A 504-nucleotide genomic window follows, 5' to 3' on the forward strand; every position below is an offset into this window, starting at 1 on the left:
GGCGCGGCTCGGCCTCGCGCCCGGGCCGGTCTGGCGGCCGCGCGGCTGCGCGGCGTGCCGCGGCACCGGCTATCGCGGCCGCAGCGCCGTGCTGCAGGTGATGCCGATGTCCGAGGCGCTCTGCGCCGCCGTGCTGCGGCGCGCCGATGCCGGCGCGCTGCATGCCCTGGCCGAGGCCGAGGGCATGCCGGGGCTGCGCGCCGCCGCGCTGCGCAAAGTGCAGGCGGGCATCACCTCGCTGGACGAGGTGATGCGCGTGATGGGGGGCGGGTGATGCCGGCCTTCGACTACACCGCCCTGGCGGCGGATGGCCGGACGCTGTCCGGCCGCATCGAGGCCGCCGACCGCGGCGAGGCGGCGCGGCGCCTGCAGGAGGCGGGTGCGCTGCCGGTGGAGCTGCGGCCCGCCGGCACCGGCCGCGCCGTCCGGGCGGAACGGCCTGCCGCGGCGATCCCGGCGCGCGACCTCGCGCGGCTGACGCGCGGCCTCGCCCTGTTGCTCGGC

Annotated in this window: 2 protein-coding genes; both read left to right on the plus strand. The window is 80.4% G+C overall.

Annotation, left to right across the window (positions count from 1 at the left end; genetic code table 11):
- Positions 1 to 274 (plus strand): ATPase, T2SS/T4P/T4SS family (locus E2C05_RS33850; protein WP_456306554.1); only part of this gene is annotated, 274 nt, incomplete at its 5' end.
- On the plus strand, positions 274 to 504 hold a 231-nt coding region (locus E2C05_RS32445), incomplete at its 3' end, for a hypothetical protein (protein ID WP_408901648.1). The genes E2C05_RS33850 and E2C05_RS32445, both read left to right, overlap by 1 nt.

Origin of the sequence: Paracraurococcus ruber, assembly GCF_004353985.1 — a bacterium.
Taxonomy (GTDB): domain Bacteria; phylum Pseudomonadota; class Alphaproteobacteria; order Acetobacterales; family Acetobacteraceae; genus Paracraurococcus; species Paracraurococcus ruber.